Genomic DNA, 15,973 nt, shown 5'->3' on the forward strand with positions numbered 1-15,973 from the left:
TTGGATGGCCACTTTCTGAACGTTCGATATCTAACGCAAATGTGCTACGCTTGCCGTGTGTGTTTGCGCAGCGGAGGTTGCGATGAGCATCCAGCTCGATCACTTCATAGTGCCTTGCAAGAATCAACTTGCTTCCGCCCGACAACTGGCGGAACTGCTCGGCGTACCTTGGGAAGCATCCGCCCTGGGCGGCTTCTCGCCGGTCTACCTCAACGACGGCCTGACCCTCGACTTCCAGCAGACCGGCGAGCCCTACCCGGTCGCGCACTACTGCTTCCGCGTCGGCCAGGCCGAATTCGACGCCATCGTCGCGCGGCTGCAGGCCTCAGGCATCGACTATCGCAGCAGCGTCTCCGGTCCGGTCGACCGCAAGAGCAACAAGGACTACGGCGGCGACATGGTCTACTGGAACGAACCGGACGGCCATCAGTGGGAAATGCTGACCGTCAGCTACGCGCGGAAGCCGTCATGAAAGCGCTCGCCGCCCTGCTGACGGCCGCACTGCTGTGCGGATGCGCCGCCGCTCCGTCCGCGCCGGCCCCGCCTCAGTTGTTCAGCGATGCCTCGTTCGCGGCGCCGACAGAACCGATTCGCGCCGACGACCTGTTCACGCTGACGCCGGCGATGCGCCAATACCTGGCCGGCGAGTCGTTCCGCGCTTCCGTGCGCAGCAAAGGAATCGAGCGCGGCCTGGTCGATGCGCTGTACCAGAAAAGCCAGCTGAAGCTCGAATACGACGCCGCGAAGACCCGCACCGCCGCTGAAACCTTCGAGGCGCGCACCGGCAACTGCCTGTCGCTGGTGATCATGACCGCGGCCTTCGCCAGGGAGCTGGACCTGAACGTCAACTTCCAGAGCGTGGTGGTCGAAGAAACGTGGCGCCGCAGCGCCGGCATGTACCTGGCCAGCAGCCATGTCAACCTCACACTGGGCGCGCGGCGCGCAAACGTGATGAGCTCCGCGCTCGAACCGATCTACACGGTCGACTTCCTGCCCTCGGCGGACGCCGACCGCTTGCTCACCTTCCCGCTCGACCAGAATGCGATCGTCGCCATGTACATGAACAACCGCGCGGTGGAGTCGCTGGTGCAGGACAAGATCGACAACGCCTACTGGTGGGCGCGCGCCGCGGTGAGGCAGAATCCGGCGTTCGTCGTCGCGTACAACACGCTGGCGGTGATCTATCAGCGCCACGGCGACAAGGAGATGGCCGAGAAGACCTTCCGCACGGCCTTGCAGCGCGAGCCGGAAAATGTGGTCGTGATGCGCAACCTGGCGCCGCTGCTGAAAGAGATCGGCAAGACCGCTGAATCGCAACAGCTGCTCGAGCGCGCCGCCGCCATCGAGCCGAACCCGCCCTTCCACTACTTCAGCCTGGGCATGAAGGCGATGGAGCGGCGCGACTTCAAGACGGCGCAGGCGATGTTCGCGCGCGAGGTCAAGCGGGCGCCCTACCATGACGAATTCCATTTCTGGCTAGGTATCGCCAGCCTGCGCCTGGGCCAGACCAGCCGCGCGCGCGGGGAGATCGAACTGGCGGTGGAAAACAGCGGCAAGGGCGACAACCGGGCGCTGTATTCGGCCAAGCTGGAACACCTGCGGGCGCAGCTGCCGCGCTAGAGCGACAACCGTCGTACCAGCGCAGGCTGGGACGACAATCTATATAGGGCCTGTGTGTGATATCCTCTCGGGTTCCCCCGAATTATCGACAGCCCGCTCTTTTTTGGCGCGGCGCGAGCCATGCGACCATGAAAACAACCCTCTACGGCATCCCCAACTGCGACACGGTCAAGAAAGCCCGCACCTGGCTGGCCGCGAACGGCCAGGAATTCGACTTCCACGACTTCAGGAACCAGGGCCTCGAGCGCGCCACCGTCGCCGCATGGCTCGAACAGCTGGACTGGGAAGTGCTGGTCAACCGCAAGGGCACGACCTGGCGCAAGCTCTCCGAGGAGCGCCGCGCCGCCGTGGTCGACAAGGCCGGCGCGCTCGAGCTGATGCTCGAAGCGCCCTCCGTGATCAAGCGCCCGGTGCTGGCCGGCGCGGGCCCGCTGCACGTCGGCTTCTCGGACGACGCCTACCGCACTCTGTTCGCCCGCCAGGCGCCGTGATGACGCCATCGCGCACGCTGGCGCTGTCCGAAGAGCTGATCGCGCTCTCCTCGGTCACGCCAGACGACCAAGGATGCCAACGGCGCCTGGCCGAGCTGCTGTCCCCGCTCGGTTTCGAATGCGAGACCATCGTCTCGAACGGCGTGACCAACCTGTGGGCGCGCAAGGGCACGGCGGCGCCGCTGTTCGTGTTCGCCGGCCACACCGACGTGGTGCCCGCCGGCCCGGCCGACCAATGGGCCTCGCAGCCCTTCGTGCCGACGCGCCGCGACGGCAAGCTGTATGGCCGCGGCGCCGCCGACATGAAAACCTCGATCGCCGCCATGGTGGTCGCCTGCGAGGAGTTCACCCGCGCACATCCGGAGCACAAGGGCTCGATCGCCTTCCTGATCACCAGCGACGAGGAAGGCCCGGCCACTGACGGCACCGTGATCGTGTGCGAGCAGCTCGAAGAGCGCGGCGTGCAAATCGACTACTGCCTGGTTGGCGAGCCGACCTCCGCCCACGTGCTGGGCGACATGATCAAGAACGGCCGCCGCGGCTCGCTGTCGGGCCATCTCGTGATCAAGGGTGTGCAAGGCCACATCGCCTACCCGCAACTGGCGCGCAACCCGATCCACCAGGCCGCGCCGGCGCTGGCCGAACTGGTCGCCGAGCGCTGGGACGACGGCAACGAATACTACCTGCCCACCTCGTGGCAAATGTCCAACATCCATGCCGGCACCGGCGCCAACAACGTCATCCCCGGCGCGCTGGCGATCGACTTCAACTTCCGCTTTTCCACCGCCAGCACGGCCGACGGGCTGGAAGCGCGGGTGCACGCGATCCTCGACCGCCACAACCTCGACTACGACCTGGCGTGGACGCTGTCCGGGCAGCCGTTCCTGACCCCGCGCGGCACCTTATCAAGCGCCGTCGCGGCGGCGATCCTGTCCGAGACCGGCGTGCACACTGAATTGTCGACCACCGGCGGGACCTCGGATGGCCGCTTCATCGCGAGAATCTGCCCGCAAGTGATAGAATTCGGCCCTCCGAATGCCAGCATCCACAAGATCGATGAGCATATCGAGGTGCGCTTCATCGATCCGCTGAAGAATATCTACCGCCGCACCTTGGAAAACCTGCTGGCGTAACGCGCCCAACCGAGAACCGCCATGACCACGACCCAATTCACCACCCCGCGCGACCTGCTGCGCTATGCCGTCACCCGCTTCAACACCGAAAAGCTGTTTTTCGGGCACGGCAGCGCCGAGGCGCTCGACGAAGCGGCCTACCTGATCCTGCACACGCTCAAGCTCCCGCTCGACAAGCTCGACCCGTTCCTGGACGCGAAGCTGCTGCCGGACGAAGTGCTGCAGGTGCTGGCGGTGATCGAACGGCGCGCCACCGAGCGCGTGCCGGCCGCCTACATCACCAACGAGGGCTGGCTCGGAACGTACGCGTTCTACGTCGACGAGCGCGTGATCGTGCCGCGTTCCTTCATCGCCGAGCTGATCCCCAATTCGTTCAGCCCGTGGGTCGAAGACGCGTTCGCGGTGGAGAATATCCTGGAACTGTGCACGGGTTCGGGCTGCCTGGCGATCATGATGGCCGACGCCTTCCCGAACAGCGTGGTCGACGCGGTCGACATCTCGCCGGACGCGCTGGCCGTGGCCGAACATAACATCCGCGAGTACAAGCTGGAAGGCCGGGTCAATCCGATCCAGTCCGACCTGTACGCCAATGTGCCGTTCAAGAAGTACGACCTGATCGTGACCAATCCGCCGTACGTCAACTCCGACTCGATGGGCAAGCTGCCGCAGGAATACCTGCACGAGCCGCAAATCGCGCTGGCCGGCGGCGCCGACGGCATGGACCTGGTGCGCAAGATCGTCGAAGGCGCGGCCGACTACCTGACGCCGGAAGGCATCCTGATGGTCGAAATCGGCAACGAGCGCGAGTATGCCGAAGCGGCCTTCGGCCACCTCGGCCTGACCTGGCTGACCACCAGCGCCGGCGACGACATGGTGTTCATGCTCAGCGCCGACCAGCTGAAAAAATAAATTTCGCAGTAGCGCAAAATCAGCATGGGTTCCTGCCTCCGCAGGAACCCATACCGCGCTAGCGCAGCCGTACACACATTGAGAAAAGACCAGCATGATCCGCTTTATTAACGTTAGCCTGATGCGCGGCACCAAGCCGCTGCTCGAAGGCGTCGACCTCACCCTGAACCCCGGCGACAAGATCGGCCTGATCGGGGCCAACGGCGCCGGGAAATCGAGCCTGTTCGGCATGCTGCGCGGCGAAATTCACGCGGACCAGGGCGAGATCGACTTCCCCGCCAAGTGGCGCATGGCCTACGTGGCGCAGGAAACCCCGCCGCTGGAGCGCTCGGCGCTCGACTATGCGATCGACGGCGACGTCCACCTGCGCAAGCTGGAAGCCGAACTGGCGCGCCTCGAAACCGAACCGGACACCCACGAAAACGGCATCGCCATCGGCGAGATCTACAGCGCGCTGGCCGACGCCGACGCCTACACCGTGCAGTCGCGCGGCGAACAGCTGCTGCTCGGCCTGGGCTTCACGCTCGACCAGATGCAGCAGCCGATCGTCAGCTTCTCCGGCGGCTGGCGCATGCGCCTGAACCTGGCGCAGGCGCTGATGTGCCCTTCCGACCTGCTGCTGCTCGACGAGCCGACCAACCACCTGGACCTCGACGCGATCATCTGGCTGGAAGACTGGCTCAAACGCTATCCGGGCACCCTGATCATCATCTCGCACGATCGCGACTTCCTCGACGAAATCGTCAACGTCGTCGTGCACATCGACGAGCGCAAGCTGAAACGCTACTCCGGCAACTACTCCGGCTTCGAGCGCCAGCGCGCGGCCCAGATGATCCTGGCGGCCAGCGCGCTGGAAAAGCAGATGCGCCAGAAGGCCCACCTCGAGTCGTTCGTGAACCGCTTCAAGGCGCAGGCTTCGAAAGCGCGCCAGGCGCAGAGCCGCATGAAGGCGCTGGCCAAGATGGAAGAACTGGCGCCGTTGCGCGCCGCCGCCGAATTCTCGTTCGAGTTCCGCGAGCCGCTGGCCGCGCCGAACCCGCTGCTGGTGATGGAAGACGTCAACGCCGGCTACCACATCCTCGACGAGCACGGCGACAAGGTCGGCGACAAGACCATCGTCCGCGACATCAAGTTCTCGCTGCAGATCGGCCAGCGCATCGGCCTGCTGGGCGTGAACGGCGCCGGCAAGTCGACGCTGATCAAGACCATCGCCGGCGAGCTGGAGCCGCTGACCGGCGACGCCACGCTCGGCAAGGGTCTGTCGATCGGCTACTTCGCCCAGCACCAGGTCGAGATGCTGCGCCACGACGAATCGCCGCTGTGGCACCTGGCGAAGATCGCGCCGACCGTGCGCGAGCAGGAGCTGCGCAACTTCCTGGGCGGCTTCAACTTCCCCGGCAACATGGTCACCAGCCCGATCCGCCCGTTCTCCGGCGGCGAGAAGGCGCGCCTGGCGCTGGCCCTGATCGTGTGGCAGCGCCCTAACCTGCTGCTGCTCGACGAGCCGACCAACCACCTCGACCTCGAAACGCGCGAAGCGCTGACGATGGCGCTGGCCCAGTTCGAAGGCACGCTGGTGGTGGTGTCCCACGATCGCCACCTGCTGCGCGCGACGACCGACCAGTTCATCATCGTCGCCGACGGCAAGCTGCAGCCGTTCGACGGCGACCTGGACGACTACAAGGACTGGCTGTTCCAGACCAAGCTTGGCAAGGGCACCAGCGTTCTGCCGGCGGCGGGCAAGGACAACAAGACCGAATTTCCGGTGGCGTCGGCGGTAGCGCCGCCGACCGCCGCGCCAGCGGTCAACACCAAGGAACAGAAGCGGGTCGAGGCGGAACAGCGCCAGAAGGTCGCCGCGCTGAAGAAGCCGATCGAGAACAAGATCAAGCGCCTGGAAGAACAGATCGCCAAGCGCAACGGGCAGAAGGCGGAAGTCGACGCCAAGCTCGGCGAGCCGGGCGCCTACGACGCGGCCAACAAGGCCAAGCTCAAGCTGCTGCTGGCCGACCAGGCCTTCTTCACCAAGGACCTGGCGCAACTGGAAGCGGAATGGCTGGAGCTGCAGGAGCAGCTCGAAGGGATCGCGGCGTAACGGTCGTTCAGGCGACCTGCTTGCTGCCTTGTTCGACGCGCCTGATCGACATCAGCTTGTCGATGTCGATCAGGATCAGGCGCCGTCCTTCGCATTCGCCCAGCCCGATCAGGTAGTCGACCGCGCAGCCGCCGTCGGCGCCGGGAACGGGCCGGATCTGCGCGTTCTCGAGCGTGACGACGTCGGTCACGCCGTCCACCACCATGCCCATCACGCAGTTCGCCAGCTGCAGGATGATCACGTCGGTCAGCGGGTCGGGCGTGTCTCGGCGCCCGCTCATGGCCACCCGCATGTCGACGATCGGCATGATCACGCCGCGCGACACCGCCACCCCGCTGATGATTTCCCCTTCCGAGGCAAAGCGCTCGAGCGACTTGAGCACGCGCAGTTCCTTGACCTTGCTGAAATCGAGGCCGTACGCGAGCCCGCCGAGCTGGAAGCTCAGGAACTGGGTCTGGCCCGGCAGGATGGCGCTCGCCTCGGTGCTGTGCATGATGCTCCTCTCGTCTGTCGCGGGGATAGGGCTTTCAACGAAGTCCTATCGTAAAGCCGGAATCGATTGCCTCTGTTGAGTGCCGTCAATATTTCCTGCCGACATTAATTGATTGCAAGCGGGCTCGAACGCTTTACAATGAGGGCGCGATGTTCACGGGATAACATTGCACCTCAAAGGAAGAACAATGTATCAGTGGTTGCAGCGATTGTTTTCGCGTCGGCCGGCGCACGAACCGGAGCAAGCGCAGCCGCCGGCGCCGGCCGCCGTCGCGGCGCCGGACGCGCCCGCCGCGCCGCTGCCGGCCGCCGCGCGTCCCGTGGTGTCGTTCGACCAGCTCGACGACGTCAACCGGCGCTTCCACCACTGGCTGTTCGAGGTCGAGGGCGAACCCGAATTCGACCTCAGCGAAGTCGAGACGCAGGCGCTCGAAGCGCTGGCGGCGATCGTCAATTCCAAGCAGTCCGGCTCCGCGCTGGTGCGGCGCATGCCCGGCATGCTGCCGCAGTTGCTGCAAAGCCTGCGCAGCGATAACTTCTCCGGGGCCCAGCTGGCGCGCACGATTTCCAGCGACGTGGTGCTGGTGGCGGCGGTGATCCGCATGGCCAACGGCTCGCTGGTCGGCACCGGCACGCAGATCTCCAGCGTCGAACACGCGGTCATGCTGATCGGCCAGGAAGGCTTGCGCCACCTGATCACCAGTGTCGCCTTCCGCCCGATCATCGACATGAATTCGGGGCATTTCACGCGCAGCCTGGCGCCGCGCATCTGGGACCATTCGGAGCGCTGCGCGGTGGCCAACCGCCAGCTGGCCGAGTCCATGGGCATCGATCCGTTCGAGGCCTTCCTGGCGGGGCTGGTGCAGAACGTCGGCCTGATCGTCGCGCTGCGCATCCTGGACCAGACAGCCAGGGAACGGCGCCACCTCGGCTCGGAACTGTTCTGCGCGGAGCTGGTGCGCCATGCGCGCGCGCTGACCTGCGGCATCGGGCGCGAGTGGCACTTTCCCGAGAACGTCACGCGCGCCATCGGCGAACAGGGCGGCATGAAAAAAGGCGCCGTGGTCTCGCCGCTGGGGCGCCTGCTGACGCTGACCGACTACCTGGGCAAGGTGCGCATCCTGGTCGAGAACGATCTCGCGATGTTCAACGATCCGGCGCTGTTCGGCAGCCTGTCGGCGAATGCGGGCGACGCCTACCGCGCGCTGGCGCCGATCGACGATCCGGCCGCCGCGCCGGCGGAAGCCGGCAGCGCGCCGTGAGCGCCCAGGTCGATCCCGCCGAAGTGCAGTTGAGCGCGATCCGCGCACAAGGCCCCGGCGGGCAGAACGTCAACAAGGTGTCGTGCGCGGTGCACCTGCGCTTCGATATAGTCGCGTCTTCACTTCCCGATCACATCAAGGAGCGCCTGCTGGCGCTGTCGGACCAGCGCATCACGCAGGATGGCGTCGTGGTATTGAAGGCGCAGCAGTCGCGCAGCCTGGAACAGAACAAGATGGATGGGCTGCGGCGCCTGCAGGAGCTGGTCGACAGCGTGGCGATGCTGCCGGCCGCGCGGCGCGCGACGAAGCCGACGCGCAGCTCGCAGCGCAAGCGGCTCGACTCGAAAGCGCGCAGCGGACAGACCAAGGCATTGCGCGGCAAGGTGGGTTTTTCGGGCTAGGCTCGACTGGCGTCAATCATCTCCGCCGAGTACTTCCAGTCCATTCCGAATTGCTGGAGCAGCGCTCCTGGCGCATGAAACAGGCGGTGATCCGGACCGCGTACTCGGGAAGCACTAATTCTTGGGAATCCAGTTCATCAGGCGATCGTACTGCGCGCGATAACTGCGCGCGAGGCAATCCGACATATCCGGCGCAGCAGCGCAGCTCGCGTCGCGTTCCTTCAACCACGCGCGCTGCAGTTCGACCAGCTGCCGGCGCGCGCCGACGGTGGCGTGGCCATGGCGGCTCTCGCGCACATGCACGGCCAGCGCGAGGTCCAGTTTGGCCAGCTCGCGATCCGTGCAAATGCGCTTCTCCACGGCAGTCGACGCCCGCGCGCAGTCGAACGACGGGCCGCCGGGCGGCGGCTGGAAGCGCGCACGCGGCGCGAATCTGGCGGCATCGAGTTCGACAGACGCGTTCGAGACGCCGATGAATTCTGCCGACGCCACGCCGAGGTCCTGGTCGGTGATCCAATCGATCAGTGCCCGCATCGCCGGCGTTGGAATCTCGCCCGCGACCAGGCCGTTCGAACCGATCCGCAATGCCCCTGGTTCGAAGTAATAACCGCCGTCGCCAGGGCGCGATTGCAACCGACCCGGGCGGTAGGTGGCTCCCAGGCCGATGCCCGTCACGGTATCGAACCAGAAAAAACCCTTGTCGGGACAATCATGAGGCACGCACGCCGACACGCTGAAATAGCGCCCGCCGGCCACCTCTACCGGGTCCGGCGGCCCGCCGAGCGCCGAAAGCACATCGGCCGACAGCGCCGCCGGCAGCCGCGATTCGACCAGGCCCCTGGTGCGCTTGTCCCAGATCCACTGGTTGGTGGACTTCCCTTCGTAGGACAGCACCCAGGTTCCCGATGGCGGGGACGCCGCGCGCGCCGCGCCGCCGGCGATGAGCATGCCGATGCACATCGCCATAAGAAAACGCCAGGTTGAATTCATCTTGCGCATGATCCCGATCCTTTGAACGCCGGTTGATTCGATGTGCCTAGGCTAGCACCGAAACCGGTTTCAAAATGCGCGGATTATCACTAGTTGCTGGTCCAGTCGATCGTGCCCTGGCTGCCGGAGAAAATCCGTTCGCCGCCGGCGCCCGAGGTACGCAGCTTGAGCTTGATGTCCTTCGGCGAAATGTCGTACGTGGCGCTGCCGTCCGGGTTGAAGCCCATCACGCGCACGATGGTGTCGCCCTGGACCATGCGCACCTTGACGGACCCGACGCCTTCGCTGTCGCTGCGCTGCTGCTGCAGCTGCGCCACCAGCGCCGCACCGGCCTGGCGCTCGGTCTCGGCCGCCTTCACGTCGAGCGACACCTTGGCGATCGCCTTCAGCGCCGGCCCCACCGCCAGCGCCATCCGCTGAAACTGCGGCTCCTGCTCCGGCGTCAGGGTCAGCTCCTGCTTGCGGATTTTCGCCGCCAGCATCACGTACTTGCGCACTTCCGGCTGGCTGGTCATGCGCTCGAGCTCCGCCTTGTGCTTCGCCACCAGCGCGTCGAATTCGGCAACGCGCGCGCCCATGGCCTCGAGCACTTCGTCGATCTTGCCGCTGTCGGGGCGCAGCACGTACAGCAGCATCTCGCTTTGCTTGCGCGGCGCCACGCTCTGGATCGCGATCCGCCGCGCCGCCACCGCACATCCTTCGGCCTGGCCGATCTCGACTTCGTCGGCGATGATTTCGCAGTTGACCGCATGTTCGACCACCACCCGCGTCCCCGAGATGACGCAGTTCTCGGCGCGGTTCATCACCACTTCGCCGCTGCTCGCCTGCACCACCGCGCCCGAGGCGATGCCTTTGACGCGGATGTCGCCGCGCGCGTTGCGGGCGCTGCCGCCGACCAGGTTGCGATGCAGGATCACCGTGCCGCCGCGCGAAATCACCTCGCCGAACACGTCGGCGTGAATGACGATGCCCTCGCCTTCGAGCACGCGCTTTTCCTGCACCTCGCCGAATTCCTCGTAGTCGCCAGTCAGCTGCAGGTTGCCGGTGGTGCGGGTCGAGACGCCTTCGCGGCTGACGATCTTGTCGCCGATGGAAATCTGCCTGGTTTTCGGGTCGACCGACAGGAAGCCCGGCACGATCGAGACCAGGAATTCGCCGTCGCGGGTGTGCTGGACCTCGGTGCCCAGGCCGGCCATCGGCGCCAGGTCGATGTCGGCCGGGATCGCCGGCTCGAGCGGAATGCCGGACAGCTCGAAGCCGACCACGCCGGCCACCCGCGGCACTTTCTTGAGCAGCCTGACGTTCTCGCGGATCTGCGGGAAGCGGTTCTGGAACGACATCAGGTCGAGCTTGCCGTTGGCGAGCTGGCGCGGCGCGTCGCTGCGGTGAATGTCGTCGGACACTTCGATGATGTGGGCGTCGGTGCCCGGCGCCGCGTCCAGGCGCCGCGCGACCGTCACGCGCTCCGCCTTGCCCGAAGCGATCGCTTCGCGCACCGCGGCGCCGTCGATGCCGAAGCGGATGCCCTTGCCCCACATGTCGGCGATGAATTCGTCCACCTCCAGCGTGGTGGGCGTGCCGTTGCCGTCGGGGTTGGCCGGATCGGGCAGGAACACCGGCTCGAAGTAGTATTCAGCAACGCCTTCGTTGATCTTCACCGCCTTGTACAAGGCGCGCCGCGCCGGGTCGAACGGCGCGACGTCGGACGCGAAGCGCACCATCGGCTCGCCGGCGCCCGAGCGCGGCAGGTCCGGGCCGCAGTCGTACAGCGCCTTGATCACCAGCGCGTAATCGATGTCGGTGAAGTAGAAGCCGCCTTGCAGGACGTGGTCGAACGCCACCAGGAATGTCTTGCCCAGCATGGTCGGGTCGGCGTACACGCCGTCGCGGCGACGGAAGATGCAGTGCTCCAGCCCGACCGCGTCGAGACCGCCGACGGGCTCAAAAATGTGACTGGCAACAGGGGAATCAGATGACACGGAAGCGCTCCAACAATCGTGCGAAAAGTTGCTTTCCGGGCTAGTTAAATTCGCCCATGGTAATTTTTTTCACAGCGTATCACGATGCCGGGCGTAAATAAACAAATTGACAAGCAAAAGCTGCCAAATGGCGAGATTGTTGCGTGGGGAGCGAAGGCGAGGTGGCAAGGGACGAAGCGCAGCGGGGTCGGTCCGCAGGACCAGACCCCGTCCGGATTCAGCGGCGCGGCGTGTTCGGATACAGGTCGGTGCCCGCTTCATTGATCTGGCGGCGCAGTTCGCGGCGCTCGTCGGGCGTCAGGCGGCCGCGGCGGACGCCCTGGTCCTGCTGCTGCGCCTGCTGGCGGCGCTGTTCCTCGGCACGCACGTCGTACATGCGCGAATCGAACTGGCGCGAGTCGAACTGGCGCGGCTGGGGCGGCGGCGCCATGTGCTCCTGGCGCGGCTGCTCGCGCACCTGCTGGGCGGGCGGCGCATTGCGCTGGACGTCGCGATCGCGCTGGTCCTGGCCGGCGAACGCCGACGCACTGGCAACCGTGACGGCGCAACCAAGCACCAGCGCACGGACGAACGCCTTCTTGCCGCAAAAACCGGCAATTGCTGCTACAGGGGTGTCGATGAGCGCGTTATTCATGGTGTTCCTCTTCCGCGATGCCGTATAAACAGATAAGCTTAATTCCGCTATGACCCCAGTGTATGGGCAATCGTTTCCAAGGGTTAGACGGATTGGGTAAAGTTTGTAACAGTATGTAATGACTTGAAAGCAACGCTGTTTGCAAGGCGATAACACGTTACCATAGCGACATCAATATGACAATTCAAGCTGAGCCATGACGACACAATCGACACCGAATACAACGCCGGCCGCCGCGGCTGGCCACTCCGCCAAGATTATGGTAGTGGACGACGACGTGCGCCTGCGCGACCTGCTGCGCCGCTACCTGACCGAACAGGGCTTCTCGGTCGTCACCGCCGAAAGCGCGACGGCGATGAACAAGCTGTGGCTGCGCGAGCGCTACGACCTGCTGGTGCTCGACCTGATGCTGCCGGGCGAAGACGGCCTGTCGATCTGCCGCCGCCTGCGCGGCGCCGGCGACCAGACCCCGATCATCATGCTGACGGCCAAGGGCGAGGACGTCGACCGCATCGTCGGCCTCGAGATGGGCGCCGACGACTACCTGCCGAAACCGTTCAACCCGCGCGAGCTGGTGGCGCGCATTGGCGCGGTGCTGCGCCGCAAGGGCCCGGACGAAATCCCGGGCGGCCCGTCCGAGACGCCGCAGACCTTCGAGTTCGGCCAGTTCGTGCTCGACCTGGGCACGCGCACGCTGAAGAAGAACGGCGAGACGGTGCCGCTGACGACCGGCGAATTCTCGGTGCTGAAAGTGTTCGCGCGCCATGCGCGCCAGCCGCTGTCGCGCGAGAAGCTGATGGAACTGGCGCGCGGGCGCGAATACGAAGTGTTCGACCGCAGCCTGGACGTGCAGATTTCGCGCCTGCGCAAGCTGATCGAGCCCGATCCGTCGAGCCCACTGTATATCCAAACCGTGTGGGGCCTGGGCTACGTCTTCATCCCTGAAGGCCAGCCGCGCTAGTGGTCGCCCCGGACGCCCAATCCGCCCCGCGCCTGAGCTGGTTCAAGAGCGGCCTGTTCTGGCGCACCTTCCTGCTGCTCGGCCTCCTGACCACGGTGTCGATGGCCTCCTGGATCGGCATGATCAGCGTGGTCCAGCGCGGCCCGCAGGTCAAGCAGACCGCCGAACTGGTGATCTCGGTGGTGACGATCACCCGTGCCGCCCTCACCCACTCGGCGCCGGATCTGCGCGTCGAGCTGCTGATCGAATTGGTCAGCAACGAAGGCATCCGCATCTTCCCGCTGGTGGCCACGGACGTGGTCGAGCCGCCGCCTGACAGTCCGCTGATGCCGGAAATCGAAGCGCTGGTCAAGGAAAAGCTGGGCAAGGACACGCGCTTTTCGAGCCGCGTGAACGGCTCGCCCGGCTTCTGGATCAGCTTCAAGATCGATGGCGACGAATACTGGATGATGCTCGAGCGCGAACGCCTGCCCGGCCTGTCCGGCGTGCAGTGGCTCGGCTGGGCCGGCCTGGTCGGCGTGCTGTCGCTGCTCGGCGCCGCGCTGATCTCGAGCCTGGTGAACCAGCCGCTGGCGCGCCTGACCGCGGCCGCGCGCGCGATCGCCGAGGGCAAGCGCCCCGAGCCGCTGCCCGAGCGCGGCGCGCAGGAGATCATCGAGGCGAACCGCAGCTTCAACCAGATGGTCGACGACCTGCAGCAGGTCGAGTCCGACCGCGCGCTGATCCTGGCCGGCATCTCGCACGACCTGCGCACCCCGCTCACCCGCATGAACCTCGAGCTGGAGATGGCCAACCTGTCGAGCGAGGCGCGCGAAGGCATGCAGTCCGATATCGGCCAGATGGACGCGATCATCGGCCAGTTCCTCGATTACGCCAAGCCGACCGAGGCGGCGAGCTTCGTCCCGGTCGACATCAGCGCGCTGCTGGCCGACGTGGCGCGCGCCGCCGAGCGGATTCCCGGCATGCGCGTGACGACCGACATCGAGCCAGGCGTGCACGTGATGGGCAACGAGACCGATCTGCGGCGCGTCTTCAACAACCTGGTCGAGAATGCGCGGCGCTACGGCGCCACGCCGGGCGGCGACGACACCGAGATCGACATCAGCTGCCACGCGAAGGCGGTCAGCCAAGGCAAGCGCGCCGTCATCGTCCTGCAGGACCATGGCGGGGGCGTGCCGGCCGAGCAGATCGAGCAGTTGCTCAAGCCGTTCACGCGGATGGACTCGGCGCGCGGCCAGGCCAACGGCGCCGGGCTGGGGCTGGCGATCGTCGAACGGGTGGCGGGACGCCATCACGCGGCGCTGACGCTGCGCAACCGCGAAGGTGGCGGCCTGCAGATCGAACTGACGATGCCGGTCGTGTGAACACGGGGTCAGGTCCGCCGGACCTGACCCCGCCTTTGTCCGCGCCGAATGAAGAAGCTATCAGCAACCCTATACAGGAATACCCACCATGACCCAATTGCAGTTCAGCGACGTGCAGCAGGCGGCAGTCCGCATCGCCGGCGTGGCGCACCGCACGCCGGTGCTGACTTCGCGCACCGCCGACAGCATCGCGCGCGCGCAGCTGTTCTTCAAATGCGAAAACTTCCAGCGCGCCGGCGCCTTTAAATTTCGCGGCGCCTACAACGCGCTGTCGCGCTTTTCCGACGAACAGCGCCGCGCCGGCGTGCTCACTTACTCGTCGGGCAACCACGCGCAGGCCGTCGCGCTGTCGGCCAGCCTGCTCGGCATGGCCGCGGCGATCATCATGCCGCACGACGCGCCCGCGCTGAAGGTGGCCGCGACCAAGGGCTATGGCGCCGAGGTGATCGTCTACGACCGCTACAAGGAAAACCGCGAGGAGATCGGCCGCCGCCTGGCACAGGAGCGCGGCATGACCCTGATCCCGCCGTACGACCACCCGGACGTCATCTGCGGCCAGGGCACGGCGGCGATGGAGCTGATCGAAGACACCGGCCAGCTCGACATCCTGCTGGTGTGCCTGGGCGGCGGCGGCCTGCTGGCCGGTTCGGCGCTGGCCGCCTCCGCGCTCAGCCCCGGCTGCCGCATCATCGGCGTCGAGCCCGAGGCGGGCAACGACGGCCAGCAGTCGCTGCGCAGCGGCACGGTGGTGCACATCCCGGTGCCGGACACGATCGCCGACGGCGCGATGGTCACTCACCTGGGCGCGCACAATTTCGAGGTGATCCGGCGCAGCGTGGACGACATCGTCACGGTCAGCGACGCGCAACTGGTGGAGACCATGAAATTCTTCGCCGAGCGCATGAAGATCATGGTCGAGCCGACCGGCTGCCTGGCCGCCGCTGCGGCCCTGCACGGGGTGCTGCCGGTGGAAGGCAAAAAGGTCGGGATCCTGGTCAGCGGCGGCAACGTCGACCTGGCGCGTTTCGCCAAGCTGGTGACAACGTAAATACCCGGCTCCAAGCGGACACATCTGTTACATGCCTAAGCGCGGAAGCGCACATACCTTTCTCGATGAACACTCTATAACGTTAGTACATCAACCAACGAGGAGATTCATCATGATGAAGAAACTGCTGCTTGCAACCCTGATCGCCGGTTCCACCATGGGCGCCGCCGTCGTCACCGCGCCGGCTTCGGCCGCTGTCGTCGTCGTGCGCGAAGCGCCGCCTGCGCCGCGCGACGAAGTCATCCCGGCCCCGCGCCGTGGCTATGTCTGGCAAAACGGTCACTGGGAATGGCGCCGCAATCACCACGTCTGGGTGAAAGGCACCTGGATCAAAGTTCGCCGCGGCTACCACTACAATCAGCCGACCTGGGCCGAGCGTGATGGCCGTTGGGAAATGCATCGCGGCGCATGGGCACGCGGCGACAAGGACGGCGACGGCGTGCCGAACGCGCTCGACAATCGCCCGAACAATCCGAATCGCCAGTAAGCAGCATGGGGGCCGGGTCCCACGGACCTGGCCCCGTCGCAGCACCTCCCCGCCCGACGCCCCGCATTAACCCCAAGCAGTGCATTCCACTGCGCAAATCCTGCAAG

At 65.9% G+C, this 15,973-nt stretch carries 16 protein-coding genes; 12 read left to right on the forward strand and 4 right to left on the reverse strand.

All coding sequences use genetic code 11. The features are described from left to right. Positions 1-82: 82 nt before the first annotated feature. From AC1D02_RS05360 to AC1D02_RS05385, 6 genes are all read left to right on the forward strand, one after another. Entirely contained in the window at positions 83-472 is a 390-nt protein-coding gene (locus AC1D02_RS05360; RefSeq protein ID WP_477314471.1) for a VOC family protein, read from the forward strand. Next, a complete protein-coding gene (locus AC1D02_RS05365) occupies positions 469-1,620 on the forward strand; it encodes a tetratricopeptide repeat protein (RefSeq protein ID WP_477314473.1) in 1,152 nt (383 codons plus the stop codon). The genes AC1D02_RS05360 and AC1D02_RS05365 overlap by 4 nt, the downstream gene beginning before the upstream one ends. Before the next feature lie 128 nt (positions 1,621-1,748). Continuing rightward, on the forward strand, positions 1,749-2,111 hold the full coding sequence (locus AC1D02_RS05370) for an ArsC family reductase (RefSeq protein ID WP_477314475.1): 363 nt from the start codon (positions 1,749-1,751) through the stop codon (positions 2,109-2,111). Then, entirely contained in the window at positions 2,111-3,244 is a 1,134-nt protein-coding gene (dapE, locus tag AC1D02_RS05375) for a succinyl-diaminopimelate desuccinylase (RefSeq protein ID WP_477314477.1), read from the forward strand. Before AC1D02_RS05370 ends, dapE begins: the two co-directional genes overlap by 1 nt. 21 nt (positions 3,245-3,265) lie before the next feature. Continuing rightward, positions 3,266-4,153: a 50S ribosomal protein L3 N(5)-glutamine methyltransferase gene (gene prmB / locus AC1D02_RS05380; protein WP_477314479.1), complete on the forward strand. Its 888-nt coding sequence runs from the start codon at positions 3,266-3,268 to the stop codon at positions 4,151-4,153. A gap of 94 nt (positions 4,154-4,247) precedes the next feature. After that, entirely contained in the window at positions 4,248-6,248 is a 2,001-nt protein-coding gene (locus tag AC1D02_RS05385; protein WP_477314481.1) for an ATP-binding cassette domain-containing protein, read from the forward strand. Positions 6,249-6,255: 7 nt separating this feature from the next. On the opposite strand, the gene AC1D02_RS05390 is transcribed toward AC1D02_RS05385, so the two are convergent. Then, positions 6,256-6,741 (reverse strand): chemotaxis protein CheW, encoded by a 486-nt coding sequence (locus AC1D02_RS05390; protein WP_477314483.1) that lies wholly within the window; start codon positions 6,739-6,741, stop codon positions 6,256-6,258. 187 nt (positions 6,742-6,928) lie between these two features. On the opposite strand from AC1D02_RS05390, the gene AC1D02_RS05395 reads away from it, so the two are divergent. Beyond that, positions 6,929-8,002, forward strand: a complete 1,074-nt coding sequence (locus tag AC1D02_RS05395) for an HDOD domain-containing protein (RefSeq protein ID WP_477314485.1) — start codon at positions 6,929-6,931, stop codon at positions 8,000-8,002. Then, entirely contained in the window at positions 7,999-8,403 is a 405-nt protein-coding gene (arfB, locus tag AC1D02_RS05400) for an alternative ribosome rescue aminoacyl-tRNA hydrolase ArfB (RefSeq protein ID WP_477314487.1), read from the forward strand. The genes AC1D02_RS05395 and arfB overlap by 4 nt, the downstream gene beginning before the upstream one ends. 114 nt (positions 8,404-8,517) lie before the next feature. Here the strand turns inward: arfB and AC1D02_RS05405 are convergent, their stop codons facing one another. The 3 genes from AC1D02_RS05405 to AC1D02_RS05415 form a co-directional block, all read right to left on the reverse strand. Then, entirely contained in the window at positions 8,518-9,402 is an 885-nt protein-coding gene (locus AC1D02_RS05405; RefSeq protein ID WP_477314489.1) for a lysozyme inhibitor LprI family protein, read from the reverse strand. An 80-nt stretch (positions 9,403-9,482) separates the two neighbouring features. Then, a complete protein-coding gene (locus tag AC1D02_RS05410; protein WP_477314491.1) occupies positions 9,483-11,372 on the reverse strand; it encodes a flagellar assembly protein A in 1,890 nt (629 codons plus the stop codon). Positions 11,373-11,589: 217 nt separating this feature from the next. Beyond that, positions 11,590-12,006 (reverse strand): hypothetical protein, encoded by a 417-nt coding sequence (locus tag AC1D02_RS05415; RefSeq protein ID WP_477314493.1) that lies wholly within the window; start codon positions 12,004-12,006, stop codon positions 11,590-11,592. A 196-nt stretch (positions 12,007-12,202) separates the two neighbouring features. Here AC1D02_RS05415 and ompR point away from each other — a divergent pair, with 196 nt between their 5' ends. The 4 genes from ompR (at position 12,203) to AC1D02_RS05435 (ending at position 15,866) form a co-directional block, all read left to right on the forward strand. After that, on the forward strand, positions 12,203-12,967 hold the full coding sequence (gene ompR, locus AC1D02_RS05420) for an osmolarity response regulator transcription factor OmpR (RefSeq protein ID WP_477314495.1): 765 nt from the start codon (positions 12,203-12,205) through the stop codon (positions 12,965-12,967). Next, the gene (locus tag AC1D02_RS05425) at positions 12,967-14,331 is read left to right on the forward strand and encodes a sensor histidine kinase (protein ID WP_477314497.1); all 1,365 of its coding nucleotides are present in this window, start codon (positions 12,967-12,969) and stop codon (positions 14,329-14,331) included. Before ompR ends, AC1D02_RS05425 begins: the two co-directional genes overlap by 1 nt. Positions 14,332-14,419: 88 nt before the next feature. Beyond that, a complete protein-coding gene (locus tag AC1D02_RS05430; protein ID WP_477314499.1) occupies positions 14,420-15,379 on the forward strand; it encodes a threo-3-hydroxy-L-aspartate ammonia-lyase in 960 nt (319 codons plus the stop codon). A 112-nt stretch (positions 15,380-15,491) separates the two neighbouring features. Further along, positions 15,492-15,866 (forward strand): YXWGXW repeat-containing protein, encoded by a 375-nt coding sequence (locus AC1D02_RS05435; RefSeq protein ID WP_477314501.1) that lies wholly within the window; start codon positions 15,492-15,494, stop codon positions 15,864-15,866. The last annotated feature ends 107 nt before the right edge of the window (positions 15,867-15,973 follow it).

It is taken from the genome of Massilia sp. P1_C10, assembly GCF_056406475.1.